The following is a 25372-nucleotide window of genomic DNA, read 5'->3' as shown; positions in this document are numbered from 1 at the left end:
TCGGAAGATAGGAAAGATCGTTGGTCGAGACTTAATGTCGAAGGGGAGGGGCAGACCCCGAAAAGGTAAATAATGGTCGCTGTCCCTATTTTCTCTATAATGGTCGCTGTCCCTATTTTCTCTATTTTCCCTATTTTCTCTAAAATTGGCTATGTGCATTATGGTTGACTTATACAACATTGTTTGGTAATATCTTAATCGGGGATCATATGAGTGTTGTTGTGAAAAAGATCGGCAATCGCCGGTATGCTTACCTTGCCAGCCGGAAGGGAGGCAAGGTTGTGCATCAGTATCTTGGTGCGCTTTCGAATCGGAAGGTGCGGGAGAAGATCGAGATCCTCAAAAAGAAAAAGGAAATCCCGGAGCGTTTTACCTATCTTTTCTGGGATGCCGATGTTTCAAAGATAGAGCTTCATCGGAATGCATGTTACATTATCGAGAAAGTGCTTGAATTCGGAGATCTCCATGCTCTATGGTGGATTCAATCAATATATCCATCCTGTAAAATTATAGAGATCTGTGAAGTCAGCAGAAAGATTTCCGGGCGATCAAAGAACTTCTGGAGAATCTGGTTTGGAACTCCATCCTGAAATTTTACCGCAGAATACCGGCAATATACTGGAACGATTGAAAGGGATGATCAAGAAAGACCGTTTTGTTCTTGCGGGCGGGACAGCTCTTGCCCTGCAACTGGGACACCGGATTTCAGAGGATCTTGATTTTTTCACATCCCATTCTTTTGTCACTGAAGAGCTCTTCCGGAAAATCAAAGGGAAGAAACTTTCACCGGTCGTACTGCAGGAAGGGAAGGGGACCTTGACGGTTCTGGTCAGACAGGTAAAGCTTTCCTTTTTTCACTATGACTATCCTTTTCTGGAAAAACCCCGGGATGATATGGGGATACCAGTTGCAGATGTCGTCGATATCGCATCGATGAAAATCATTGCAATCAATCAACGAGGGGCGAAAAGAGATTTTATCGATCTCTATTTCATACTACAGCAAATCCCTTTCTGGAAGATTGCCGGCAATCTCTTTCACCGCTATGGCGCCGGGAGAATCAGTCCTGTACAGATCAGTAAATCCCTGGTCTATTTTACAGATGCCGAAGGTGACCCGGAGCCCCGTTATTGCGGGGATGAAAGGCCTGTGTGGAGTGAGGTCAGGAAATTCTTTCAGGGGCGATGCAAACAGTTTGCCCTGGATCTCCAACAGGCGGCGAACCACTTTTGATTTTTTGGAGCAGCGCATGCAACACAATTACCCCTCTTTCCCAACCTTGCTTCGAGTGAGGTGGTGACATCCGCGGTGTACCCATTTTGTGTCCAACCGGGGTTTTTCATGGGAAGGTGGGGAGAGTGAAGAAGAACCCGGTTCCCGTGAAACAAACAGTCCCTTACTCGGAGAGTCTTTATGAAAAATCCTTCCATAACTCAACAAATCATGCACACACTTCAGCAAGGCTTCGATCCTGCTGTTCTGTTTGAAATCGTTGCTTTTTTTGTTCTGCTCCTTGCCGGATATGCTGCTTATAAATTTACCCTGAAGATCCTGCTGCCGAGGATTGCAAAACTTGCGACGGCCAGCCGCAACCAGTGGGACAACATTTTTATCGAAAACAGGGTTCTGCATTACCTTGCTCACTTGGTACCGGCAACCCTCTTTTATCAATTCGGACCGATACTTCTTCGGGATCAGCCGGTTCCGGCTTCCCTGTTTCGGGAGTTTGTTTTCCTTTACATCGTGCTGGTCCTCCTTTTGGCGGCTAATGCGACATTGAATGCCGGTCTTGAGATATATCAGCAGTTCCCGGTTTCACAGCGGTTTCCCCTGAAGGGGTTTGTCCAGGCTCTGAAGATCATTCTCTTTCTTGCCGGCAGTATCCTGCTCCTGTCCATTCTCACCGGGAAGTCTCCACTCGTCTTTTTCAGCGGCCTGGGTGCCATGACCGCTGTTTTAATGCTCGTCTTCAAGGATGCCATCCTCGGTTTTGTCGCCGGGATCCAGTTGACGGCCAATAACATGGTGAGAAAAGGGGACTGGATCGAGATGCCGCAGTTCGGCGCGGACGGTGATGTCCTCGATGTCTCCCTCACAACCGTCAAGGTTCAGAACTGGGACAAGACGATCACCTCCATCCCGGCCTATGCCCTGATTTCGCAGTCCTTCAAGAACTGGCGGGGCATGGAGGAATCCGGCGGCCGCCGAATCAAGCGGGCCATCCATATCGACATGAATTCGATACGTTTCTGTGATGAAGGGATGCTGGATCGGTTTTCGCACATACAGTACCTGCGGGATTATCTGGACGAGAAGCGGAAGGCCCTCTCCGACTACAACCGCAGGCTGGGAGTGGACCCATCCGTGCTTGTCAACGGCAGGCGGCTGACCAATATCGGGACGTTCAGGGCTTACGTCAGGGAATACCTGAAGCATCATCCGAAGATCCACCAGGGGATGACTTTCCTGGTGCGTCAACTGAATCCGGGACCGACCGGGTTGCCGCTGGAAATCTACGTGTTCAGCAACGATCAGGTCTGGGCAAATTACGAAGAGATCCAGTCGGATATCTTCGATCATCTGCTCGCCGCACTGCCGGAGTTTGATCTGAATGTGTTCCAAAATCCGACCGGTGCGGACCTGCGTGCGTGGAAGAGCCAGGAATGATATTCTCGTACGGCGGACCGGGAAGAACAGGTCGTAAAAGGGAGACTGCAAAGTGGAACGAGGCGCAATCTCCGGGGGAACCGGCGATGTTAAACGTTCCGTCCGGGTCGGCATCAGCGCCTGTCTGCTGGGGGAAAAGGTCCGCTATGACGGGAGGGACAGACGGGACCCTGTGATCATAAAAGATATGGGCTGCCTGGTGGAATGGGTCCCCGTCTGTCCGGAGGTCGGCATGGGCCTTCCGGTTCCGCGGGAGGCGATGGAACTTGCGGGGGATCCCGGGATGCCCGGCCTGGTGGAGATCCGGACCGGTCGGGACCGGACCTCACAGATGCTGGAGTGGTCTGAACGGAAGGTCCGGGAACTGGAAGGGGCGGGTCTGTGCGGATTCATCTTCAAGAGCCGGTCACCCTCTTGTGGCATGAACGTCGAGGTTCATCCTGCCGCGTGCTTGCCGTCCGGAATCGGCCGGGGACTGTTCGCCGCTATTTTTATGAAGCATTTTCCCCGGCTTCTCGTCGAGGAGGAGGGGCGGCTTCAGAACGCGGAGGCGCGAGAGCGGTTCCTCACACGGGTTTTCGACTTCTTCCGCGGGTCTGTCAGGGATTGCAAGCCCTGATGTCGATGCCGCTCCGTCGGTTGTCACGTTTTCTTTCCGTTGCAGGAGATGACAGGTGTAACATGCTTGATTCGTCTCTGCTGCATGGAGACGACCCGTGTGGCGAGATAAAAGGCCTCGTTCCGGTTATGGATGACGTAGAGCAGAGCGAAGGCAAATTCTTCATAGAGTCGGGAGAGGAGAAAACCCGGAATTCAGATTCGGATGACCCGGTTTTCGGTAATGATGATCGGAATCGGGATATCGTGGGGTTCTGTCGGGACGGTGGGGACGATCTGGGTCTCGAAGGCGAGGCCGATCTTTTTTGCGTCGGGATGCATCCGTTCAAAGAGCCGGTCGTAGTAGCCGCCGCCGTACCCGAGACGGTTTCCCTTTTCGTCGTATCCCACGGCCGGGGTCAGGATGAGATCGATCTCCTCCGGGGAGATGTCCCGCAGGATCTCCTCTCTCGGTTCAGGTATGCCCATGTAATCCGGGACGAGATCCCGGTCCGGGTCGAGGATGTCTGTGAGTTGCAGTCTCCGTTCGGTGACGAGGGTCTTCGAGGCGAGAACCCGTTTCCCCTCTTTGAGGGCCTTCTTCATCAGAGCCAGTGTCATGACCTCGCTTCGGAAGTCGGCATAGATGAAGAGGGCATGGGCCGACCGGTATTCGGAAAGTTCCATGAGACGTTCCACGATCTGTGCGCTCTTCTCTTTCCGGTCCGTTTCGGTGAGGGTGTCCCTCCGGGCCAGGACGGTTTTTCGAAGGGTCTGTTTATCCATCGCTGCGGGCCTCTTTTCCTTTTCCCGTCTTTTGCAGGATCCGGTCGAGGATCTCTTCCACCTCCCCGACAATGGCGGCTTTCGTATCGTAGGGGGAGAGCCCCTCAAGGTCCGCCTCGATCACCCCCCGGTCGTAGGAGAGGATGCCGAGCAGTTCTTCTTCCGGAAAGTGTTCCTCCATGAAGTGCCGTTCCTCTTCCGATCCTGCTTTGTTGCCGACGACGAAAATGGTTTTGACCCCGAGGTCGGCGGCCATCCGCTTGACATCGGCGGCGGTCTGTAAACTCCGCCGGCCCGGCTCAACGATGACGATGAAGGCATCGACGCCGCTGGTCGTTCCGCGGCTCAAATGTTCGATCCCCGCTTCCATGTCGAGTAGGACCACTTCGTTGCTCTGAAGCAGAAGGTGTCCTAAGAGCCGTTTGAGGAAGACCCCTTCCGGGCAGTAGCAGCCGCTGCCGCCCTTTTTGGCACGTCCCAGGGTGAGCAGGCGGATATTATCCTTTTTCAGGGAGTAGTTCTCCGGGATGTCGTTGACGACGGGGTTGAGCTTGAAGACGCCTCCCATGCTCCCCGGCCGGGCGCCGGTCCGCTCCTCGATCAGGTCGGACATTTCGGCGATGGGCCGGATCTTTGCGGTCTCCTCAGCCGTGAAACCGATGGCGGAGCCGAGGTTGGCATCCGGGTCGGCATCGACGGTGATGACCGTGTAGCCCCGGTCGGATAAGATGCGGGCCAGAACCCCTGTGAAGGTAGTCTTGCCGACGCCTCCTTTTCCCGAGATTGCAAGCTTCATCCCTGTCCCCCCTTCGAGAAGGGAATCATTGTTTTTGATTTCCCCGTACCCCCCGAGTTCCCCGTGGTTCATGTTTTTGACTTTGGCCTTTCTCTGTGCCTTTGCCCCTTTGTGCCTGGTGAATGCCTTTGTCAATCTCTTTCCACATTGTATCCTAATTTTTTAGAGAGATCTACTCCCGCATCAAGGATAAGCGGGAGGAGTTCCTGTGTAATCCGTTCATCGGGGAGGCGGTGTGCGGGGCCGGTGATCGACAGTCCGGCCACGACGGTACGTGAGTAATCCCGGACGGGGACAGCGACACATTTGACCGATTCCTCATACTCTTCGTTGTCGATGGCATACCCCTGGCGGCGGACCTGACCGAACTGATGAATCAGGACCTCCGGGTCGGTGACGGATTTTTCCGTAAAAGATTTCAGGGAAGATTCCTGAAGATAAGAGAGGATTTCGTCGCGGGATTTTGCCGCCAGCAGGACCTTCCCGATTGATGTGCAGTAGGCGGGAAGGACCGCACCTAACCGGGAAATCACGCGGACCGATTTGGTGGTCTCTTCTACGTCGATATAAATCACTTTGCCTCCCCGAAAGACACCGATGGAAGCGGTTTCGTTGCAGACGGAGACAAGCCTTTTCAGGATTTCCTTGGCGTGGCTGGTTAGACCGCAGTGCCGCTGAAAGGCCTTTCCCAGTTCCAGCGGTTTCAGGCCCAGACGATAGTTCTCCGTAATCCGGTTCTGCTCGATGTAGCCCCGCAGCTCCAGCGTCACCAGAAGCCGGAAGACGTTGTTTTTGTGGAGGTGCAGTCTTTTCCCCAACTCTGTAACCCCCAATTCGGCGTCTTCACCCGTGAAGGCCTCGAGAAGGTCAAGGGCGTTGGAGACCGATTTTATCTCATAATCACCCCGTTTCTTTGGAATCCGCTCTGTTTTGCCCCGTTCTGCGGAGAGTGAGTTTCGGGAGAAAATTCCGTCTTTCACCTGCATCGGTGACTCCCTGTTTTTTGTTATGAGAACATTATAATATTAAGATGAGTAAAATAAAAAATATAACACCGTTTTAGACAAGTCAAGAAAAATCGAAACAGATGGGAAAGGAAGGGGACGTACCGACTATCGGGAGGTTGGTGGCGGTAGAGACGAAGGGATAAAAAAGCCAAAGGATCGTTTCTTCTATTCCTGCGGCGACGTCCTCTCTACGATCCGTTAGCGCCTTTCAGTTCTCTCCATATTCCCGCAGAGTGACGGAAGCAAACTCAGAGACTTGCCGGGTGTAGGTGTCGAGATCGTCCAAGTTTTCTCATCATCAGGTTTTTGCCTTCCTTCTGTGAATTGCGCCTGACGGGGATCTTCCTTAAAGCGTGTTTTGTCATCTGTCGTCATCGACAGGAATTACACGAAGAGGAGGTACATCCGCTGCAGGAGGAACCGCCCCCCTTCCCGGTTCTCCGGGAGGCAAAGCCGGAGAGCTGACGGGTGACATTCTCCCCGCCGCAGGTGGGACAATGGACGTCGTTCTTTCCACCCATGATGAGAGTTTCAAAGGACTTGTTGCACTCTTTGCAATAGAATTCGTAGATCGGCATATGATTCATCCCTTCCCCCTTTCTCATCCTGCGAGAGAGAAGAGATCAGGGGGAACGCCGAATGGCTACTTCGGGACCTTCTCCCAGTCCGCCAGAAATTTCTTCAATCCCACATCGGTTAGGGGATGATGCATGAGCTGCCTGATGACTTTCAGCGGGATCGTGGCGATGTCGGCGCCGACCAAGGCAGCGTCCAGGACATGGAGCGGATTTCGGACGGAGGCAACGATGATCTCCGTTTCGTAGGCGTAATTCTGAAAGATGGTGTCGATCTGCTCCACCAAGTCCATTCCGATATGGCTGATGTCGTCCAGCCGTCCCACAAAAGGACTGACATAGGAGGCACCGGCTTTGGCGGCAATAAGTGCCTGCGTGGGGGAGAAGACCAGGGTGACGTTGGTATGGATCTCTTCATCACTCAGAACACTGACGGCGGCGATCCCCGCCTCGGTCATCGGGATCTTGACCACGATATTCGGATGAATGTCGGCGAGCTGCCGGGCCTCCTTGAGCATCCCTTCCGTATCCGTGCTGACCACCTCGGCACTGATCGGTCCGTCGACGATCGTGCAGATTTCTTCGATGACCTCGCGAAAATTACGGCCCGTCTTCGCGACAAGAGATGGATTGGTTGTCACGCCGTCCACCATTCCCAGTGCCATTCCATCACGGATTTCTCCAACGTCTGCTGTGTCGATAAAGAATTTCATTTTGCCTCCTTGACGGTTTGATGAAAAGCCCGTCTGCATGAATTCGAGAGTTCTGCATCCTTCTCTGTAAAATGTTCCGGTATTATAGTTTCCGCTCTTTTCGATGTAAAGCAAATTGTGTCTTGCCCTTTTCACTGCCGTGCAGGAGTTCACAGACATGGACGACCCGGGTATCGAGTCCTGCCCGCCGGAGGAGGTCCTCCAACTGGATTTGGCAGGAGGGGCAGGCGGTCGCTACGATGTCGGCGCCGCTCTCCACGATCCGGTCCACTTTGTGCCGGCCGATTTTCAGAGAGAGATCATAGTGGCGCAATGAAAAGAGTCCGCCGCCTCCGCAGCAACGGTCGGCATCTTCCATCTCGATGTATTCAATTCCGGGCAGGTGCTGTAATATTGTTCTCGGTGCCTCCCTGATGCCCATGCCCCGGTTCAGGTGGCAGGGGTCGTGGTAGGTAACCCGGAGGGGGGGAGAGTTGTCGGGTTTCTCCTTTATGGACGGTATGGGCAGTCCCTTCTGGATCCAGTACTCCTGGAAGTCCATGATCCGGCCGGCGAGCGTCTCCGGGGTTTTCCCCGGAAAGAGTTTGGGATAGAGTTCTTTCAGTGTTGATCCGCAAGTGGCGCAGAGGGTGATGACGGCCTCGGTATTCATTCCGCTGAGGGCGGCAAGGTTTTGCTTCGCCATCCTTGCCGCACCTTCCCGGTCCCCCATGAAGAGGAGCGGTGCCCCGCAGCAGCTCTGGGTTTCCGGTACCTCGACTTCGATTCCGGCGTGATGCAGAAGTGTAACGGCTTCCTTACCCCACTGCGGATAGAATGTGTCGACGGCACAACCGTAAAAAAGGGTGACCTTTCCCTTGAGTACACCCGTGACGGGCGGGAGGAATGGACGTTTATGGAAGGGGGTCGCCGAGTGACGGGGGATATTGCGGCCCTTGCCGTTCCGGACGTAGGGAAGCGCGGATTGGAACCCCCGGTGATGGGAAAGAGGCGCATAGATTTTTCTTCCCAGAAGATCGAGGAGTCCGGCAAAGGCAGACCGAAGCTTTGCCCGGGAGAACACCTGCCGTGAAAGGATCTTCTGATAATAAGGTAGTCCCTCTGACCGGCGGATACGGAGTTTCGCTGCGAGATTCGCAGAATCGGCTTGCGATCCGGCGGGGCACTGTGCGGAGCAAGCCTTGCAGCCGATACAGGCGGAAAGGATTCGATCGAGCCTGTCCGTTTCTGTGAGCTTTCCGGCAAAGACGGCTTTCAATAGTGCCATCCTCCCCCGGGCAACCTGGCTTTCATCCAGGAGTTCAGCATAGACGGGACAGACGGACTGGCAGGCCCCGCAGAGGATGCACTTTCCTGCTTCCTCTTTGATGATTTGATCCAGGTTCTCCATTGTTGGTCCCGAAATGCCTGACTTGCGAAGTCATCATCAAATGAAAAGGCACAGGAGGTCGTCCCTCCTGTGCCTTGAATGTACCGAAGATCGTTATTTTCGGCTACCCTCCGGATGCGTAGCTGTGGAGGCCGGAGAGAGCAATGTTGACGCCGAGAAAGGTGAAAACCACCACGGCAAAACCGATGATCGAGATATAGGCGGTCCGTCTTCCGTGCCATCCGATGGTAATCCGGGCATGGAGATAGAGGGCGTAGACCAGCCAGGTGATCAAAGACCAGGTCTCTTTGGGGTCCCAGGACCAGTAAGTCCCCCATGCATAATTGGCCCAGATGGCGCCGGTAATGATGACCAGGGTCATCAGGGGAAAGGCGACCATGATGGTCTTGTAAGAAAGGTTATCAAGAAGTTTCTTGTCCGGCAGGGCTTCCAGGAGCGGCCGGTAGCTGAAGTACATGATCAGGTAGATGAGTGTGGCCCCCCAGGAGATGAAGAACATGGTCGTTTCATAAGGGTTGGATTGCAGGCTGAGTTCCGGGATCTCCTTGATCTTGAGAACAAAGAACAGCAGGGAGATGCTCTGGACCACGAAGGCGACAATCAGTGATATCAATGCATACCGGGAGAGACTCCGTTCTTTCACGGAGAGATAAACGATATGGATGATCATGGCCAGCAGATAGAGTCCGAAGGTGATCAGAAAAAGTTTTCCGATCCCGGGGACTTCAATCAACACGGGGGTATGCGTGCCCGGCTGATAGACGGGATAGAGCTTTCCGTGATCCAGCATCATCTGCTGCATGCGGAAGACTCCTTCCGTCAGAATGGAGGTATTACTGATAATCATGGAGAACCAGCCGATGACGGTCACGCTCAAACCGAAAACCTCCATGCGAACCTTGTCTTTCACCAGGTAGAGGATACTGAATCCGAAGGCAACGATGAAGGCTGCATAGGCCACGGTGGAGCAGGCGACGTGAAAATGAAGCCAGGAACTTTGCAGGGCGGGGACCAGCGGCTCGATCTCCTTGTTGGGGGAAAGCGTTGCGATTCCCATGGCCGCCAGTGCAATCGGCATAATAAAGGCGCCGGCGATTTTGATCTTGTATTTGAACTCCACGATGAGATAAACCAGTGCAATGCCCCAGGAGAAGAAGAGGAGAATTTCATAAAGATCCGTGAAGGGGGGGTGGGAAAGGCCGGCTTCCATCCATCGGAGGGCCAGGCCGAGCGTCATGGCCAGGACTCCGATCAGGGTGACGCCGGAGGCGATATTCCCGATGATCTTGCCCCGGTTTCCCAGATAAATCACGTAGCAGATGGTTGCAATCAGGTAGGTGATTCCTCCCAGGTTAAAGCAGTTTTGGCTCAGGGTATGCAGTTCCATGATTTACTCCTTTATATTCGCAGTAGTTTTCCCAAGTCGTCCATCTTTTTTTCAAAGGCCATACGATTTTTATGTGCGCTTCCTGCGATGACGATATGGTTTCCATCGATGCGTGCCCAGATCCGTTGATGAGAATGGAAAAAGGAGATCAAAAGCCCGATGACCAGAAGGCTGCAACCGATCCAGACGATCTCGACACCCGGGTCGTAGGCAACCTGTAACCCGGTGTATTGAGAGCCCCAGTAATCGATAAACTCAAGTTTATATCCTGCGGTATCAATGCTGTAGTCGGGGTATTTCGGAAGAAACCATCCGTTGAAAAGGAGGTGATCTCCCTTTTTCCCCATAATATAGATGGCCGGGTTGATCATCTCCCGGGAACGCTCCCGGACCTGGCCGTTCGTAATAGTGAAATCCGGGATAAAACTCATGATCTGAATATCGGTGTCGGTGCCGTCGATATGAATGGTGCCCCGTACCGGCGCGCGGTAGGTCTTGAATGTTCCTCCCGGCGCCTGTACCTTAAAGACCACCTGACCGGGCCGACCGGTATCTCCATAGTTGGACTGATAGAAATAGGTTTTCCCGACGACAAGCGGGTCGTTGACCTGGATGGTTTTTCGTTGGATCTCCTTGCCGTTTTTAATGACCACCAGTTTGCTTGCATATTCCTTGGGACGTCCCGAGTCGTAATAGCTCACGGTGAAATCATTGCAACGGATGGAAAAAGGCAGGGTCGCGAATTTTTTGGTATCGGCGGTCTTGTGTTTCTCCGTTGTTTTTGACGTAAGTGATGTAAAGGCATTCAGAATCGTGTCGATCATTTTCGGTTGGCGAACAAACATTTGGTTGGTGGTCTCACCTTCGACAATATTCATGTAGCCTTTGAATCCGAACAGGTTTCCGGCAATGGCACCGAGAAAAATGATCAGAATACTGATGTGGGTGATGTAGACCCCGAATCGGCTGATGAGCCACTGGTTGACGAAGAGATGGACAACTCCGTCCTTTTCCGTGCGTACGACCTTCCCCCGGAAGTTCAACAGGGCCACATATCCAAGGGGCAGAACAATAAAAGAAACAAACTCCAGAAAGTTAAAATGGTACTGACGAGTGAAAAAAATTGCCAGGATCACGGCGGCGATGTCGAGAAGGATGATCCAAAAGGGGAGGCGGACAAGGTTTTTGAAGGCTGCTTCAACCTTCTCCGTGCCTCCGGGAAGATCGAAGTCGTCCCGGATCGGATACTTTTTCTCGTCGCCTTCCTCCAGAACCGGCTTGATCCGTTTGGCAAAGCGCCAGACCTTGGGGAGGCGCTCCAGTGTGCAGACCGTCAGATTTAAGAGCAGGAGCAGCAACAGAGTGAAGAACCAGAAGGTGTGGTACATGTCGAAGAGGCCGAGGGCGCTGAAGAGATGAATGGTCCCTTCCGAATATTCCCGTGCGTACTTTTCCGGGCCGACTCCCTGTTCAATAAGAGTCCCGATGATGGAGACAAGTCCCAGGGTGATAAACAGGAAGACGGTCAGCCGGATGGAATTGAAGGCATAATAAATACTGCGGAAAAAGCCTTTTCGGGACGCAGGGGATCTTCCTGATGCAGGGGAGGTGGGCGTGGTTTTTGCTGTCAAAGAGATCTCCTTCATAAATATAATAAAAAATATTCGAAAGTCATTATATAGTTCAGCGGGTACCTTGTCAAACATTTTTGTGTCGAGAAGAAGTTGATTTTACTGCGAAAAGTGATATGCTCCACCGAAAGATGGTGTCGTAAAAAGTCGTTTTCCGGATTCCGTTCATGGTTCGACAGGCTACCGAGCATGGTGAGCCAGCCGAACCACACGAACGGAATATCAATAACTTACACCGTTCGCCCTGAGCCAGCCGAAGGGTCGAAGGGCTTCGTGACTTTTTACGACTTCATCACCGGAAAGGAGATTGAAAAATGAAAGAGACGGTTATCATCCGGTCCCGTTCCCGGGTGGAGATGATTGATGTCACAACGGAGATTCAGAAGGTCGTGGACCGCAGCGGCATCCGGGACGGCATCTGTGTGATCTTCGTTCCCCATACGACGGCGGCCTTGACAATCAACGAAAACGCCGATCCCGATGTTCGAAAGGATATCGTCGCACATCTCAGCGAGATGATCCCCCGGCGGCATTCCTTCCGTCATGCCGAGGGGAACTCCGACGCGCACATCAAGGCCGGTCTGACCGGTTCGTCCGAAACCCTTCTTGTGGAGGAGGGAAAACTCGATTTCGGGACTTGGCAGTCGATTTTTTTCTGTGAATTTGATGGGCCGAGAAACAGACGATGTTTGGTCAAGGTCATCGGAGAGTGAGATTCAGCTTTTTACCCGAGGAATTCCGCCGACAGTCAGGATGAAGCAAAGACCACTCTATCCGGTGCGTGGAGGGATCAAAAAAACCCGGGTTGCCCCGGGTTTTTTATTATGCTTCTTCGACGGCGTCGGTCGGACAGACCTCGGCGCAGTTGCCGCAATCGGAGCATTTCTCCGGATCGATGACGTAGATGTCGCCTTCAGAGATTGCCTCTTCCGGGCATTCCGGCTGGCAGGATCCGCATGCAACACATTCTTCCGTGATTTTATGAGCCACTTTGTTCCCTCCTTTCACTCAGGATTGTTTCCTCGGAATCTATTCAATTCCGAAATTTGTCGGGATTCCGGTTGTTTTGCAGGAATCTCTCAGAGAGATTCCACGCTTTTGACTTCCGGCACTTCCTTTTTCAGTACTGCCTCAATCCCGTTTTTCAGGGTCATCTGTGACATGGGACAACCCCCACAGGCGCCGGTCAGACGTACCTTGACTACGCCGTCTACCACTTCCACAAGCTCAACATTCCCGCCGTCCCGCTGCAGGGAAGGGCGGATTTTGTCGAGGGCTTTTTCTACGAGTTCACGCATCACATTGCTCCCTGAAAAAATTAAAGGCGGTTTTTCTAAAACAATACTAAAACTATTATATTTATTTCTATATAATTGTCAAGCTGAAAGTCATGGAAAACATCCCAAGCGGCAATGATTGATCTTGATGCCGAGTTGATTGCAGGCCTCACCGACTCTCTGAAGGGAGATGTTCCGTTCGCCTGCGATCCGGAAAGCCTCGGCACAGGATAGACGGCCGTCTTTGAGCGCCTCACGGATAAGTCGGTGCAGCTCTTTTTCTTCTTCGGAAGCTTGCATGAGGGATATCGTCCTTTTGTAAATCAAACGTCGGGTTTATAGCAGACCCTCCGGACGATTGCAAGATTTTTTTGATGGGCCTGAAGGGAGTTCGTCAAATTTGCTTGACAAACCATGATGAAAAGATAGTATCAGTAGTCAGATCCGGTCTGTTTTCCCGGTTTTCTTTAATGATTATATTATTGTTTCCTGGAAGGGGGTGAAGGGAATGAAGCGATGGTCGGGATTGTCCGTTTTTTTGTTGGCTGCTCTGCTGACGGGTGGTTGTGCAGTGTATACTCCAAAGGATATTCACGCGGTTGAGGAACTGATTCAGCAAGCACAGGCCGCCGGGGCGCGGAAGAAGGCCGCCTATGATTATTACAGCGCCGTGGAACATCTCAATGTTGCGAGAGAAGAATTATCCGAGTCGGATGACGGGAGTGCAAAGGTCTTTGGTGACAAGGCGCGGGCGATGGCGGAAAAGGCTCTGCAAAAATCTAAATAAGAAGGGGGACTGTAATGAGAGTTGAGAAACGATTGTGCTTGCTTGTGCTCGGTCTTTCTCTGTTTTTCTTCGGCTGCACCTCGATGGCGACGAAGCAGGCCATCCAGGGGGACTATGACAATACGCTGAGGTTGTTCAATAAACTTCCGCACAACGCAAAGGAGTGTGCCCCGCAGGCGTATGCAAAAACCGAAGCGACACTGGCGCATGTCGAACATGAAATCAGTGAGCAAGACTGGAGAAATGCAAAAAAGTATATCCCGTCTGCGGATGAACTGGTTCGAAATACGAAAAGGTTGGTGAAACGGAAATGCCCGCCCAAACCGGCGACGCCTCCACCGCCTCCGCCGCCTCCACCTGTGACGGAGAAACCGAGCTTTACCCTGGAAGGGATTACCTTTGATTTCGATCAGGCCACGATCCGGCCCTCGTCGGAACCGACCCTGCAGGAAGCCGGCAAGTTGATGGAACGGTTTCCATCCATCAAGGTTCGTGTTGAGGGCTATACGGACAGCATCGGTTCAGAGGTTTATAATCAAAAACTTTCGGAGAAAAGGGCTGATTCCGTGAAGGCCTATCTGGAACAGCATTACAAGATTGATCCGGGCCGGATAGAGTCTGTCGGTTTTGGGGAGAGCAAGCCGATTGCCGATAACAAAAGCGACGAAGGCCGGAAGCGGAACCGGCGAATCAAATTTGTGATCACCGAGCAATAAAGCGTTGCTCCGCCGTCGGAAGGAGTCCGGTTCTTTCCGCTACAGGGGTAAAGTAAAAGGCCGGAGGGGTTTTCCCTCCGGCCCTGTTTTTTTCTCTCTTGTTGGTCGGGATTCATGAAGAAAATTCTATCTCGTCGTGGCATGTCCCTTGTTACTTCAATGCCAGTTGAATGTTCCGGATTATCCGGTTCAGCTTTTTTCTTTCGGCCACCGATTTCATTCCCTTTTTCCGGGCGAAGGAGATCTTCCCCTCTTTCCCGTTCGTGACATAGAAGACATCGCCTTGCCCTCCTTTGAGAAAGACCAGTGCGTATTCTCCCGGCCGGAAGGCAGCGCAGTTCGGTATCTTCTGTTTCATCCCGCGAATGACACCACCATAGGTCTCAATTTCGACGTGATCCCCTGCTGCATACTTCCCTTTAACGCAGATCTTTACCCTGAATTGCGCCCGGCTCAGAATGTTCATACTCGATTTCGCCCACCGGCACTCTACCTTGACGACCCGGCCGAAGAGGATGACATCCGCATTGTTTGAAAGTTCTTCCAGGTTGGTTCCGAATACGGGTGTGGCGGAAAACAGCAGGAAAAAAATGAAAGTGATCAGACCTGTGTAGATGAAATGATGTTTCCCTGTCATGATCATTTCTCCCTATTTTGATCCTGTTTCGCTACTTCTTATTATACGTTTTATCTTCCCGGTCGTCAAAATAAAGCGTCTCAATCAATTGACAGGAAGAGGCGGATTTGCTATGGTGAAATCATTCTTCGTTCCGGATTTCCTCAACCTCTTGTTTTCATAAGCGAATCATATCCATTCCATGATACGTTCCTTCTACGATAAGATCTCCTCCCCGGATGCGTATCTGGCCCTCATTTCAGGAATTCTTCTGACCCTCTCTTTCCCGCGGTTCTCTCTCTCCGGTCTGGCCTTCGTTGCGCTGATTCCGATTTTGTATGCCGTAACTCGTTGCGACCGGAAAAACTCCTCCTTTTTTAGCGGATTTATTGCGGGACTGGTCTTCTATCTTGGGACGATCTACTGGCTGACGGTGACGATGGAACGCTACGGGGATTTGCCGCGTGTCTTCAGTCTGATGATCCTTCTGCTCCTTTCCTCTTATCTTGCACTCTATTTCGGGATCTTCGCCTGGGGGGTTGGGCGAATGGAGCGGCAGAGGATCCCGCTGTTGATCGGCGCCCCCCCCCTCTGGGTTGCGCTGGAATACGCCCGGGGACATCTCCTGACCGGGTTTCCGTGGGCGCTTTTAGGGTACAGCCAGTATAAAAATCTCCTCCTGATCCAGGTGTCCGACGTGACCGGTGTCTATGGTGTCGGTTTCCTTGTTGTTCTTATAAATGTCGTTTTTTACGAGGTACTGCGTTCGCTGAAGAGGCGTGAACGGTTTCGGCACCTTGTCGTCTCTCTGGGGGGAGTAATCCTTTTACTCCTCTTTGTTGCGGCCTACGGAGCAATCCGGCTCCGAAGCTGTCGGAACAGCGTGCCCGAAGCAACCATCCGTGTCGGGATCGTTCAGGGGAATATCGAGCAGAAGGAAAAATGGGACCCCGCCTTCCGGGAAAAGATCCTGTCCATCCTGACCCGGCTTTCCCGGCGGACCCTTGCGGAAAAGCCTGATCTGATTATCTGGCCCGAAGCGGCGGTTCCCTTTTTCTTTACCGCCGACCGGGAGAACCAGTCGAGATTACTGGCCCTCATTGATGATCTGGGAGTCGATCTTCTCTTCGGTAGTCCGGACTTGCGTATCCGGAAGGGGAAGGAGGAATACTTCAACAGTGTGTTTCTTGTTTCGCCCGGTGCAAGACTCCGGGGGAAATACGACAAGCTGCACCTCGTTCCCTTCGGGGAGTACGTCCCGCTTCGTCGGGCTCTTTTTTTTGTTCATCCCTTGATCGATCAGATCGGTGACATGACGCCCGGAAGAAGGATCACGCTGATGGAAACCGATAAAGGCAAATGCGGTACGCCGATCTGCTACGAGATTATCCTGCCCGATCTGGTTCGGCGTTTTGTGAAGGAAGGCGCGGATTTTATTGCGACCCTGACGAATGACGACTGGTTCGGTCGTTCTTCTGCCCCCTATCAACATTTTTCCATGGCCGTCTTTCGGGCGGTGGAAAACCGGGTCCCCCTCGTTCGTGCAGCCAACAGCGGGATCTCCGGTGCTGTGATGCCGGACGGCCGGATTGCCCATGCCACAAAGATTTTCATGGAAGACGCCTTCACCGTGGACCTTCCCCTCCGACAGCACAGCCGGACTTTGTATACCCGTTTTGGTGACGTCTTCGCGTGGCTCTGTATCGTATGTGCCGTGCTGCTTCTTGCCCGCACCTTTCTCCCGATGAAGAGATCATAGTATCTCTTCCTTTGTGAAGGGAAAACTACAGTCCGAGGGAATCCAGTTGAATCAGGTCTTCGAAGTACTCCGCGGATTTTTCAATGAATTCTTCATCCAGGAGGGAATCTTCAATATAGGGTTTGGTGCCGAGGAAGGGGACGCCGGAAAGCTTTTCGATGAGGATGGGGCTCTTTTCTTCAGCTGCATGGATCTCGTCCCGGCGACGGTTGATGATGAATCCGAGGATTGGGATTCCCTGATCTTCAGCATATTGGATCGACAGGAGAGAATGATTGATTGTGCCCAGGTTCGGGCGGCAGACCAGGATGATGGGCAGTTCCAGTAACTTGATCAGGTCGGAGACCAGAAGGCGCTGATAGATGGGGACCATCAGTCCTCCGGCCCCTTCCACGATCATGAAATCGTGCCGTTCTTTCAGTTTGAGGTAGCAATCGAGGATATATTCATCATTGATTTCCACACCGGCCAGTTCCGCTGCTTCCGAAGGAGCAACCGGGGCTTCAAGGGTGTAGGGGGTGATCAGTGTCTTCGGGTCTTTGGATCGTCCCGCCTTGATCAGAAATTCGGAGTCCGTCGGAATCAGCCCTTTGGGGCTTCGGGCACAGCCGGTTTCCACCGGTTTCATCACGCCCACGTTCATCCCGCGGTTGAGCAGTGTTCGCGCCAGTGCGGCGGTGATGATGGTCTTGCCGACACCGGTGTCGGTGCCGGTAATAAAGACACCCGTGTGTTTCACAAGGCCCGCCTTTCGAGATCAAGAGTTGCAGAATCAGACGGAGGTGAGTTCTCTGGGGTCAGGAATGTTCCACTTCCTGCTGTAGCCGCTCGATTTCTTTTCGAATCATGACTTCAGCAAGATCGGGAATGACTTCCCATGCGATACGTTCAATCATTTCCTCGGCTTTCCGGTTTACCATCTCCTGCACGATGTTTCGAAGGCTTTCTTCCGTGACGGAAGGTGTGGAAGACTCCGCAACATCCGTCTGCAGAGGTTTTTCGACGACCTCTTCGGTCACCTCTTCCGGTTCTCCGCCAAACGAGGTGACTTCCGGGGACCATTCCGAGGTTGTGGCTCCCTGCGTCGGGTAGAGGGTATCAAAGGATGTGGTTTCTTCCATTGTTTCCCCGGTGGTGGTCCGGAGTTCTTCCGCCGGTTTTCCTGTTTCCGCAGGTCCGGCGGGCGCCGCATCCGCTTCGAAGGAGGTCATCTTCTCAACGGCGGCCGGGCTTTCCGGCATTTGTTCGTTCCGGACGGCTCCCGGGATTTCCGCGTCCATCAGGTCTTCTTCCACGGTAACGGTCTCTGAAGTTTCAACGGACTCTTCCGCAGCGATGAATTCATCCATCAGATCCACGGGGGCGTCCTCAATCCTGTAGGTTTCCGGTTCTTCCACGCTCTCTTCCGCCGGTTGCTCTTCAATAGTCGGATCTTCGCTTTCCGATTCGGCAAATTCTTCGGGGATTTCGTAAACCTCCACCTCTTCCTCATCCAGAAGGGAACGGTCGATTTCCGCTTCCTCCGCGGGGTTTTCCTGGGGTGAGATCTCCTCCATCTGCGGCTCTTCCTCTTCAGCTTGCAGGGAAGGAGGATTCTCCTCTATCCGGGAGGGTGCGATCTCTTCCGGTGTTTCGGCCCAGCCGATCTCCGAAGGTTCCTCTTCCGTCGGAACGCCTTCGCCGGCAAGGGCATCCGATACAGCCGGTTCCTCCTCGAAGAGGGTTTCTTCGGGCAGAACTTCTTCCGGGATGTCCGCGGCGGCCGGTAGTTCTTCCGGTTCTTCAAACATTTCTTCCGCTTCTTCCATGAATTCGTCGGTCAGCTCGAACTCAAAGGTGTCTTCATCGACGATCTCCGGTTCCGGGACTTCGTCTGCGACGGATGCTTCCAGCGACCGAAGGACTTCCTGCTCCTGAAGAGCATCGGTTTCCGTTACGGTGTTTTCTTCCGATTTCTTTTCGATCCAGTTCCGGATTTTCCGGGAGAGTTCGTCCGATTCAAAGGGCTTGACGATATGATCATTGGCGCCGACCGTGGCGCCCCGGGTTTCATCGTAGGTTTCAAAGGTGCTGGAAAGAAGAATCACCGGTGTCTCTGCCAGGGCGGAGTTTTGACGGATCTTCTCGCAGAGTTCATAGCCGTTGAGTTCCGGCATGACGATATCCGCCAGGATCAGGTTCGGATGAAGTGTCTCGGCCTTTTCCAGAGCGGCCGCACCGTCTGAAACGGTGGTAATTTCGTAATCCTCGTCGGCCAGCGTCAGTTCCACAACTTTCTGGATGGTTACACTGTCATCTGCCAGCAATAATTTTGCACCCATTTCAATCCCTCCCTGTAAACAAACAGGCTCCTGCCGGATCTTTCGGAAATATACTGTTTTGAATTAAGGTACTCTAATAAATTTTATCATATTATAGTTTCCGATGGAATGCAAGTTGATTTTAGGAGAAAAGATCTTATACGGCAAGGAGTTAAGGCTTTTCGAACATGAAGGAGATGAAGCAGCCGTGCATTGCAAAAAGTGAGGAACAGGACGAGATCCTACTTCCCGGTCAGAATGCGATAGGCTTCCATGAGGCGGCGGGTGATCGGTCCCACCCGGAAGGATTGCCGGTCCACACGGTTGACCGGCATCACCTCGTAGGAGGTGTTGGTGAGAAACACCTCGTCGGCATTGGACAGGGCTTCAGGCGGAAAGGTGCCTTCGTGGACGACGATCTTTTCTTCGCGGGCGAGTTCAAGGATGACCTTACGGGTAATCCCTTCCAGTATCCCGCATTCCGTCGAGGGAGTACAAAGTATGTTGTGAGAGACGAAGAAGAGATTGCTGACCGTTCCTTCGGTCAGAAAACCATCCTGATTGAGCAGCACTCCTTCCATTGCCGCCGCATTTTTTGCCTCGATCTTCGCCAGGATGTTGTTCAGAAAGTTGGTCGACTTGATCCCGGCGTCGAGGGCCGAGGTGAGGTTTTTCCGGACGGAAACAACGGCAATCGTGACGCCGCGCGCATAGTCTTCCGGGGGGTAGCCATGAAAAGGGCGAACCATTACTACGATCGTCGGCTTTTTGCAGAGGGCCGGGTCGAGGCCGGGCGGTCCCTCGCCACGGGAGAGGGAGAGACGCAACAGTGCATCGGGACAGTCGTTTATTTGAAGGGCTTCCTTCAGAAGATTCCGGCAGTCTTCCTTTTTCCAGGGGAGGGGCAGGGCGATTTTGTCCGCCGATGCCTGCAATCGGTCAAAGTGATCGTCAAACCGGAAGATCCGTCCTCGATAACTGCGAAGCGTCTCGAAGATCCCGTCGCCGTAAAGAAAGCCGTGGTCAAAGACGGAAACCCGTGCCTCCTGCGGTTCAAAAAAATCTCCGTTTATGTATACTTTCATTTCGATTCGTTTACCTTAACGCCGGTTGATCCGGTATTGACTGCCCGCCAGTTGTTTGACCTCTTTCTTCACTTTCGCAACGAGTTTGCCGATCTCCGAGAGATTGTGAAAATGACCCTGTTCGTCTATGACGACGGCGATGGAAATCGACATGATCGGGAACTTCTTCATTTCCCCGGCCCGGTCCTTCCCGACGAAGCCGCCCTGGGCCAGGTGACGGGTCTCGTAGAAGGAAGGGATCTTCTCGTCGAATTCCCGGACGATCTTGCGGCAGATGTCCTCCGCCCGTCCCGGCCGGGTCACGAGGAGGAAATCGTCCCCGCCGATATGGCCGATGAAGTCCTCTTCGTCTCCTTCCAGCATGACCACGCCGGCGATGATCCGTCCCGTTAACTGGATGACTTTGTTGGCGGCATCAAAACCGTAGGTGTCGGAATAGGCCTTAAAATTATCCAGGTCGGGATAGCAGACCGCAAAGCCCTCCCCTTGTTCAATCCGATGCGCCAGTTCCCGTTCCACGGCGGCATTGCCCGGCAAATTGGTTGTCGGGTTACGGTCCGCCTCCCGGACGGTGTGGCGGATAAGTGCCCGGATCCTTGCCACCAGCTCCCGGTTGTCGAAGGGTTTGCAGAGATAATCGTCGGCCCCGGAATCGAGCCCGGTCACCCGATCTTCGATCCGGGTCCGTCCTGTCAGCATCAGGATCGGGATATGGGAGAGAAAGAGATTTTTCTTCACCTGTTCACAGATCTCTATTCCATTGATCTCCGGCATGTTGACGTCGAGGATCATCAGGTCGGGAGGGTTCTTCTCCACGATCTCCAACGCTTTCCGGCCCGAAGGGGTGGCGGTACAGTCAAAGCCTTCCCGTACGAGGATATGTTGGATGGCATGGAGAATATTCCGTTCGTCGTCAACAATGAGGATGCGATATTTCCTGATGGTCATCTATGCCCTCATGACCCGCTTGACCTCCAACACATCCCGGATCTCCGATATGGCATGGAGGATATGGTCCAGGTCTTTTCTGTTTTTGATCTCCAGGACGAACCGGCAGATCGCCCGGCCGTCTTTACGGGTGCGCACATTGACTTCGCTGATGTTGATGTTTTCCGTGGAGATCCGGGCGCTGATGTTGGTCAGGACTCCCGGCTGATTGTTGGTGATGACGGAGATCCGGACGGAACGGGCGATCTCTTCCCGGACGTCCCAGTCGACATCGACGATCCGTTCCGGATTCAGGGTGCCGCCTGTGACGTTGGTACACTCCGTCGTGTGGATGGAGACCCCTTGTCCCTGTGTGATAAAACCGATGATCTCATCGCCGGGAACCGGATTGCAGCAGCGGGAAAAATGAACCAGGATGTCTCCGATCCCGCGGATTTTGATCCCGTCTTTTGATTTTCCGGCGGGTTTCCGGGGTTTCACGGCTGCTTCCGGTTGGGGTTCTTCTTCCCTGGGGAGGAACCGTGCAAGGACCTGTTGGGCCGAGATTTTTCCGTATCCCACCGCGGCGATCAGTTTTTCCGGTTGGGCAAAACCGTATTCTTCCACGACCTTTTGCATCTCATCGCTTTTGAGCATCCGGGTCAGGGTCAGACCATGCTTGCGGGCCGTTTTGTCGAGGATCTCGTTTCCCAGGGAAAGACTTCGTTTGTGTTCTTCCTGCTTCAGAAAATGCCGAATCCGGGTTTTGGCTTTGGTGGTTTTTACCATCTTCAGCCAGTCCTTGCTGGGGACCTGATTTTTCGACGTCAGGATCTCTACGGTATTGCCCGTTTTCAGCGGGGTTTTCAGCGGGACCATTCGGGTATCGATCCTGGCGCCCGTACAACGGTTGCCGACATCCGAGTGGATGCTGTAAGCGAAGTCGAGCGGCGTCGCTCCACGGGGGAGTTCCTTGATCTCGCCTTCGGGTGTAAATACATAGACCGTATCCTCGAAGAGGTCGGTCTTTACGTTCTCCATGAACTCCCTGGGGTTCTTGACTTCCTTCTGCCATTCCAGGAGTTGCCGGAGCCAGGCCAGCTTCCGGTCCAGTGACGAGACGGCGTTTTTGTCCCGGCCCCCCTCCTTGTATTTCCAGTGTGCGGCGATTCCTTCCTCGGCCACCCGGTGCATCTCCTCCGTCCGGATCTGAAACTCCACCTTCTGGCCGTCCGGGCCGATGACGGTGGTGTGCAGGGACTGATACATATTGGTTTTCGGGACGCCGATATAATCCTTGAAACGGCCGGGAACCGGTTTCCAGAGGGAGTGAATCAAACCGAGGATGGCGTAGCACTGGCTCGGTTTATGCGTGATGATTCGCAACGCCGCCAGGTCGAAGATGTCTTCAAAGGAGACGCCCCGTTTGACGATTTTCTGATAGATGCTGTAAAAATGTTTGGAACGTCCCACAACGGTGCCGGGAAGACCCTGGGCCTTCATCTCTCTTCGGATAAAATGAATCACCTTCCTGATGTAAGCGTTGCGCTCCTGCAGATTCTGTGGGACCCGTTCTTCTAGTTCATGATAGGCTGCCGGGTGCAGGACCTTCAGGCAGAGGTCTTCCAACTCCCACTTGATCAGCGCGATTCCTAACCGGTGTGCAAGGGGGGCGTAGATCTCAATGGTCTCCGTGGCGATTTCCTGTTGCGTTTCCGGATCAAACTTCTCGATGTTACGCATGACCTGGAGACGTTTGGCCAGATTCAGCATGACCACGCGAAGGTCCCGGGCCATGGCGAGGAGCATCTTCCGGAAATTTTCCGCCTGTTCCTCAAGGCGGCTCTTGAATTTGACCCGGCTTGTTCGTGTGACGCCCTGCACCAGTGTGGCGACGTCGGGGCTGAACCGCTCCCGGATTTCTTCGAGGGTTGTTCGTTTACTCTTGACCAGGTGGTACAGGAGCGCGGCGATGATGGCTTCTTCGTCCGTTGTCAGGTCGGCCAGAATTTCGGCTGTTTCGAGGGGGGCTTCCACATCAAAGGATTGATCTTTCCCTTTCTCATGAGCGATCGTTTCCCGAAGGAACCGGTAGGCCTCCCGAACCTCTGTTTTCCGGATATCGGCATTCTTCCGGGACATCTTCATCAGGAGCTTTTCCAGACGGGGATCCCTTGCCGCGGGGGAAGGCTTCTTCTGAATGATTTTGTCTTCGGTCTTCATCGTAATTGAACCCTTCAGCCGACACGAATCAGTCTGTTTTTGCCGACATATCTCTTTCGCAGTGCGGCAGCCAGTTCCCTGTTTTCACGGGCCTGAAGCTGCGGGTCCCGTTCGACCCGTTCAAAGGCTTCATTGCGGGCGGCTTCAAGAATCCGGGCATCCCGGAGGATGTCGCCTAACTTCAAGTCAGGCAGGCCGGACTGACGCCTCCCGAAGAATTCCCCCGGCCCCCGGATGGCGAGGTCCTCTTCTGCAATCCGGAATCCGTCGGTGGTGGTTTCCATGACGGCGAGCCTGCGCCGTGCTTCGGGGGTCATCCTTCCGGAGACGGAGAGAAAACAGAAGGAGGGGAACCTCCCCCGGCCCACGCGGCCCCGGAGCTGATGGAGCTGTGCCAGGCCGAACCGTTCTGCATGCTCAACCATTATGACCGAGGCGTTGGGGATGTCGATCCCGACTTCCACGACCGTTGTTGAAACCAGGATGTCGAGCTGCTTCTTTTTGAATGCCGCCATGATCCGTTCCTTTTCTTCCGTCTTGACCCGACTGTGGATCAGTCCCACCCGCCGTTGCGGAAAGATCTTCGTGGCGAGTTCTTCCGACATCTCCGTGGCGGCCGCCAGGTCGCTTTTCTCCGTTTCTTCCACCAGGGGGTAGACGATGTAGGCCTGACGTCCTGCGGCGATTTCCTGCTCGATCTTTCGGAAGACGCCGGCCTTTTCACGGGAGCGGATAATCCGTGTCCGGATCGGTGTGCGTCCGGCCGGAAGTTCGTCGATGACGGAGATGTCGAGATCGCCGTACACGGTGAGGGAAAGGGACCGGGGGATCGGTGTGGCGGTCATGACCAGGACGTCGGGGCGGTCCCCTTTTTCCATGAGGGTTGCCCGTTGGAAGACACCGAAACGGTGCTGTTCGTCAATGATCACCAGGCCCAGCTTCTGAAAGGCGATCTCTTTCTGGATCAGGGCCTGGGTCCCGACGACTACACCGATTTCTCCCGCAGCGATTCTTTTGCGGAGTTGCTCCTTCTCGGCATTTTTCACGACGCGGGTGAGCAGGGCCGTTTGTTGTCCCAATCCGTCGAAGAAGGTGTGAAAGTTGAGGTAGAGTTGTTCCGCAAGGATCTCCGTCGGTGCCATGACGGCCACCTGGCAGCCGTTATCGAGAGCGATGGCGGCTGCCGTGGCGGCGACAACCGTCTTGCCGCACCCGACATCCCCCTGAAGGAGGCGGCTCATCCGGACGGGGCGGGCCATGTCCTTTTGGATTTCCCCGATGACCCGTTTCTGGGCGGTCGTCAGGGCGAAGGGGAGAGACGAAAGGAGTTGCTTTTTCAGAGGCGTCTCCACCGAAAAGGAGATCCCCCGTACGAATTGCGATCGGCTCTGCCGGGAGAGGGCGAGGAGGGTTTCCATGAGAAAGAACTCTTCGAAGATCATCCGCTTATGATAGGGGCTGCGAAAGGCGTTCAGCTGTTCCACGGAGACATTTCCGTTGGGAAAATGAAGTTGCATGAGGGAATCGGCATGTACCGGAAGATGGAGCCGGGATCGCAGGTCTTCCGGGAGGCAGTCGGGCCGACCGGGAGCGCAAGACTCCACGAATTGAAAGAGGATGGATCGCAGCCGTCGCTGGGTGATCCCCGCGGTGGTATGATAGATCGGAACGATCCGGTTCGTGTGGATCGTCTCTTCCGCGTTCCCCTGCAGAAATTCATATTCCGGATTCTCCATTTCCAGTGCCCGTGTATAGGGATCCCGTTTGACCTTACCGCTTAGGATGATTCGTTTCCCCGGTTGCAGGACCTTTTTCAGATAGGCCTGGTTGAACCATTTGATCATCAGGGTTCCGGAAGGGTCTTCGATGAGGGCCTGAAGAATACGAAACCGTTTTCTTGCGGTGGTTTTGAGATCCGCATAACGTACGATCCCCGTGACGGTACGGAAGGGACCTTCGGAAATTTCTGCAATCCGGCGAAGATTCCGACGGTCTTCATATCGATAGGGAAAGAAGTAAAGAAGATCTTCGACGGTAAAAACGTTGAGCCTGGCCAGAAGAGAGGCCATCCGTTCACCCACCCCTTTGACGTATCGCACCGGGCCGGAAAGGGGTGTAGTGGAGAGGCCGGTG

26 protein-coding genes are annotated in these 25372 nt (G+C 53.7%); 8 read left to right on the top strand and 18 right to left on the bottom strand.

Annotated elements, in window-relative coordinates; all coding sequences use genetic code 11:
* Nucleotides 1-209: 209 nt before the first annotated feature.
* From GXP58_11650 to GXP58_11635, 4 genes are all read left to right on the top strand, one after another.
* On the top strand, nt 210-590 hold the full coding sequence (locus GXP58_11650; protein ID NOY54247.1) for a hypothetical protein: 381 nt from the start codon (nt 210-212) through the stop codon (nt 588-590).
* On the top strand, nt 574-1233 hold the full coding sequence (locus GXP58_11645) for a nucleotidyl transferase AbiEii/AbiGii toxin family protein (protein ID NOY54246.1): 660 nt from the start codon (nt 574-576) through the stop codon (nt 1231-1233). Before GXP58_11650 ends, GXP58_11645 begins: the two co-directional genes overlap by 17 nt.
* Before the next feature lie 210 nt (nt 1234-1443).
* On the top strand, nt 1444-2667 hold the full coding sequence (locus GXP58_11640; protein NOY54245.1) for a mechanosensitive ion channel: 1224 nt from the start codon (nt 1444-1446) through the stop codon (nt 2665-2667).
* A gap of 52 nt (nt 2668-2719) precedes the next feature.
* Nucleotides 2720-3286 (top strand): DUF523 domain-containing protein, encoded by a 567-nt coding sequence (locus GXP58_11635; protein ID NOY54244.1) that lies wholly within the window; start codon nt 2720-2722, stop codon nt 3284-3286.
* A 194-nt stretch (nt 3287-3480) separates the two neighbouring features.
* On the opposite strand, the gene GXP58_11630 is transcribed toward GXP58_11635, so the two are convergent.
* From GXP58_11630 to GXP58_11595, 8 genes are all read right to left on the bottom strand, one after another.
* Nucleotides 3481-4050 carry a 5-formyltetrahydrofolate cyclo-ligase gene (locus GXP58_11630; protein ID NOY54243.1) on the bottom strand — a complete coding sequence of 190 codons (570 nt, stop codon included), beginning with the start codon at nt 4048-4050 and terminating at the stop codon, nt 3481-3483.
* A complete protein-coding gene (locus GXP58_11625; GenBank protein ID NOY54242.1) occupies nt 4043-4846 on the bottom strand; it encodes an AAA family ATPase in 804 nt (267 codons plus the stop codon). Before GXP58_11625 ends, GXP58_11630 begins: the two co-directional genes overlap by 8 nt.
* A gap of 131 nt (nt 4847-4977) precedes the next feature.
* Nucleotides 4978-5832: an IclR family transcriptional regulator gene (locus tag GXP58_11620; protein ID NOY54241.1), complete on the bottom strand. Its 855-nt coding sequence runs from the start codon at nt 5830-5832 to the stop codon at nt 4978-4980.
* Nucleotides 5833-6224: 392 nt separating this feature from the next.
* The gene (locus tag GXP58_11615) at nt 6225-6431 is read right to left on the bottom strand and encodes a zinc ribbon domain-containing protein (protein ID NOY54240.1); all 207 of its coding nucleotides are present in this window, start codon (nt 6429-6431) and stop codon (nt 6225-6227) included.
* A gap of 65 nt (nt 6432-6496) precedes the next feature.
* Nucleotides 6497-7141: a fructose-6-phosphate aldolase gene (gene fsa, locus GXP58_11610; GenBank protein ID NOY54239.1), complete on the bottom strand. Its 645-nt coding sequence runs from the start codon at nt 7139-7141 to the stop codon at nt 6497-6499.
* 82 nt (nt 7142-7223) lie between these two features.
* On the bottom strand, nt 7224-8531 hold the full coding sequence (locus GXP58_11605) for a (Fe-S)-binding protein (GenBank protein ID NOY54238.1): 1308 nt from the start codon (nt 8529-8531) through the stop codon (nt 7224-7226).
* A gap of 103 nt (nt 8532-8634) precedes the next feature.
* Nucleotides 8635-9918 (bottom strand): cytochrome c biogenesis protein CcsA, encoded by a 1284-nt coding sequence (ccsA, locus tag GXP58_11600; GenBank protein ID NOY54237.1) that lies wholly within the window; start codon nt 9916-9918, stop codon nt 8635-8637.
* Between the two features lie 11 nt (nt 9919-9929).
* Nucleotides 9930-11549, bottom strand: a complete 1620-nt coding sequence (locus GXP58_11595; GenBank protein ID NOY54236.1) for a cytochrome c biogenesis protein ResB — start codon at nt 11547-11549, stop codon at nt 9930-9932.
* Nucleotides 11550-11863: 314 nt separating this feature from the next.
* Between GXP58_11595 and GXP58_11590 the strand changes: the two genes are divergently transcribed.
* Nucleotides 11864-12262, top strand: coding sequence for a YjbQ family protein (locus GXP58_11590; GenBank protein NOY54235.1), 399 nt, complete (start codon nt 11864-11866; stop codon nt 12260-12262).
* 109 nt (nt 12263-12371) lie between these two features.
* Here the strand turns inward: GXP58_11590 and GXP58_11585 are convergent, their stop codons facing one another.
* From GXP58_11585 to GXP58_11575, 3 genes are all read right to left on the bottom strand, one after another.
* Nucleotides 12372-12539 carry a 4Fe-4S dicluster domain-containing protein gene (locus GXP58_11585; GenBank protein NOY54234.1) on the bottom strand — a complete coding sequence of 56 codons (168 nt, stop codon included), beginning with the start codon at nt 12537-12539 and terminating at the stop codon, nt 12372-12374.
* Between the two features lie 89 nt (nt 12540-12628).
* Nucleotides 12629-12847, bottom strand: coding sequence for a NifU family protein (locus tag GXP58_11580; GenBank protein NOY54233.1), 219 nt, complete (start codon nt 12845-12847; stop codon nt 12629-12631).
* A gap of 90 nt (nt 12848-12937) precedes the next feature.
* Entirely contained in the window at nt 12938-13126 is a 189-nt protein-coding gene (locus GXP58_11575; protein ID NOY54232.1) for a hypothetical protein, read from the bottom strand.
* A 208-nt stretch (nt 13127-13334) separates the two neighbouring features.
* Here GXP58_11575 and GXP58_11570 point away from each other — a divergent pair, with 208 nt between their 5' ends.
* Together GXP58_11570 and GXP58_11565 are read left to right on the top strand one after the other, a co-directional pair.
* Nucleotides 13335-13613, top strand: coding sequence for a DUF4398 domain-containing protein (locus GXP58_11570; protein ID NOY54231.1), 279 nt, complete (start codon nt 13335-13337; stop codon nt 13611-13613).
* Between the two features lie 14 nt (nt 13614-13627).
* Complete coding sequence (locus GXP58_11565) at nt 13628-14329, top strand: OmpA family protein (protein ID NOY54230.1); 702 nt, start codon at nt 13628-13630, stop codon at nt 14327-14329.
* A gap of 151 nt (nt 14330-14480) precedes the next feature.
* Here the strand turns inward: GXP58_11565 and GXP58_11560 are convergent, their stop codons facing one another.
* A complete protein-coding gene (locus GXP58_11560; GenBank protein ID NOY54229.1) occupies nt 14481-14966 on the bottom strand; it encodes a hypothetical protein in 486 nt (161 codons plus the stop codon).
* Nucleotides 14967-15147: 181 nt separating this feature from the next.
* Here GXP58_11560 and lnt point away from each other — a divergent pair, with 181 nt between their 5' ends.
* Nucleotides 15148-16704 (top strand): apolipoprotein N-acyltransferase, encoded by a 1557-nt coding sequence (gene lnt / locus GXP58_11555; protein NOY54228.1) that lies wholly within the window; start codon nt 15148-15150, stop codon nt 16702-16704.
* A 25-nt stretch (nt 16705-16729) separates the two neighbouring features.
* Here the strand turns inward: lnt and bioD are convergent, their stop codons facing one another.
* The 6 genes from bioD to recG all read right to left on the bottom strand — a co-directional run.
* On the bottom strand, nt 16730-17443 hold the full coding sequence (gene bioD / locus GXP58_11550) for a dethiobiotin synthase (GenBank protein NOY54227.1): 714 nt from the start codon (nt 17441-17443) through the stop codon (nt 16730-16732).
* A 58-nt stretch (nt 17444-17501) separates the two neighbouring features.
* The gene (locus GXP58_11545; GenBank protein ID NOY54226.1) at nt 17502-19025 is read right to left on the bottom strand and encodes a response regulator; all 1524 of its coding nucleotides are present in this window, start codon (nt 19023-19025) and stop codon (nt 17502-17504) included.
* A 221-nt stretch (nt 19026-19246) separates the two neighbouring features.
* Complete coding sequence (gene pabC, locus GXP58_11540) at nt 19247-20089, bottom strand: aminodeoxychorismate lyase (protein NOY54225.1); 843 nt, start codon at nt 20087-20089, stop codon at nt 19247-19249.
* 15 nt (nt 20090-20104) lie between these two features.
* The gene (locus GXP58_11535) at nt 20105-21037 is read right to left on the bottom strand and encodes a response regulator (GenBank protein ID NOY54224.1); all 933 of its coding nucleotides are present in this window, start codon (nt 21035-21037) and stop codon (nt 20105-20107) included.
* A complete protein-coding gene (locus tag GXP58_11530; GenBank protein ID NOY54223.1) occupies nt 21038-23239 on the bottom strand; it encodes a bifunctional (p)ppGpp synthetase/guanosine-3',5'-bis(diphosphate) 3'-pyrophosphohydrolase in 2202 nt (733 codons plus the stop codon).
* A gap of 14 nt (nt 23240-23253) precedes the next feature.
* Nucleotides 23254-25372 (bottom strand): ATP-dependent DNA helicase RecG (gene recG, locus GXP58_11525; GenBank protein NOY54222.1); only part of this gene is annotated, 2119 nt, incomplete at its 5' end.

Source organism: Deltaproteobacteria bacterium (genome assembly GCA_013151235.1).
Lineage (GTDB): Bacteria > CG2-30-53-67 > CG2-30-53-67 > CG2-30-53-67 > CG2-30-53-67 > JAADIO01.
Note: the sequence above shows the minus strand (reverse complement) of the source record. Positions and strands in the feature narration are given on the sequence as shown.